Genomic DNA, 1,460 nt, shown 5'->3' on the forward strand with positions numbered 1-1,460 from the left:
GCTCGAGCCAGTTCAGAGTTTGAGAATCCCTTGCCATCAGGTATTTTCTAGCCGGTAGTGCATTTGGTGCCAATGCCTTAGGCTTCGACCTGCTCCTGCTCCTGCTCCTGCTCCTGCACTTGATCTTGATCAGATAGAGAAGAATGCTTGTGCTAGATGTTGGCCCCGCCGTGTGTCCTGATAATCAATACGACACACATTTAAAGCCATGTGCCATGGTAGGGGGCGGCGCGATTCTTTAGGGTGATGGCCATTTGGCGCTTTTCGAGTCATGATCAATTTCTGTGTTCGCGCAAGCGTAGTGAACAGTGTCAGCCTATGCCTTAGGCAAAACCAGGGATCGGATCAGTGTCATCATCTGCAGATAGTGCCCCGTCGCTCAGTAGTGTCATCCAGAAGCTGTTGGATAAATCCCCTCTGGATCGTTTCGTGAAGTGTACGGTGGACATAGCTACCGTACCTCCATATAAGGCTCCCCGAGTCGCGCTACTGCATGTCCGATTCAAAGAAGATATTCCCAGTATCAGAGCGTTTGCCGATTTCCTTGGTAACCAAGCAGCGAACTATGCGTTGAGCCGGCGGCGTCGAGATGCGTACCAGGCCCGGATAGCCTCTGCAGAAAACGGGGATGTTTCAGCTGCGCAAGAGCTCAGTCGGGCTGTAAGGAATGCATTCATCGAGTTTCGAAAGGCTCACCCCTCCAGGGCTAGCGAAGTGGGGGAGGTGCTGGCTTACTGCGTCGCCGTTCACCATCTACAGGCGTCTCAGCTGATCGCCAAGATGGCCTTGAAAACCAGCAATAACATGCCGGTCTATGGCCTCGATGGTATCCACGCCTCGGTGATCAACGGTGAATTAAATGTATTTTTCCTAGAATCGAAGCTTGCAGGTACTGCCGCCAGTGGCACAGCTGATTACGCGGAATCTGTCTCAGGCTTCCTCAAAGACGATGGGCAATATGAGCATGAGTACGGGCTGGTTACTAGCCTGGGGAATCTTGATGCGCTCGACCCAGCTGATAAAAATTTGATGATGGACTATCTCGATGTATTTAGTAATCCAAATGCCCCCAGGCGTGAGCGATCTGTGGGAGTAGTGTGTTACTCAGAGGTCAAGCATTTTGCGAACAAGCTTGAAGTCGATGAAGGTTCAATATCCAAGCATGAGGATCATTTCGGTGAACTTTATAGCAGCGATTTCAACAGACACCATACCAATCTGAGCAATCAGCTGGGTGTTAAGAAAGTTGATCCGAATAAATGCATGGTTTATTTGATAGCGGTTCCCGATGTCGACGAGCTGAGAGAGATGTTTTACGACTCGATAGGCCTTTCGGGCTTGGAATCAGATGTTCCTCTTACTCCGCCTTCCGTCATCGAGGGGGACGCGCCATGAGCACTTTTGCGGCGGAGCTAGCCTCACGGTTTGTCCAGAATGAAAAATTCAGACGTGCGCTAGGT

The 1,460-nt window shown here is 50.8% G+C and carries 1 protein-coding gene; it reads left to right on the forward strand.

Annotation, left to right across the window (positions count from 1 at the left end):
* Positions 1–348: 348 nt before the first annotated feature.
* Positions 349–1,395: a HamA C-terminal domain-containing protein gene (locus AC1DSG_RS31060; RefSeq protein ID WP_477794279.1), complete on the forward strand. Its 1,047-nt coding sequence runs from the start codon at positions 349–351 to the stop codon at positions 1,393–1,395.
* The last annotated feature ends 65 nt before the right edge of the window (positions 1,396–1,460 follow it).

This window comes from Pseudomonas sp. P5_A12 (assembly GCF_056400685.1).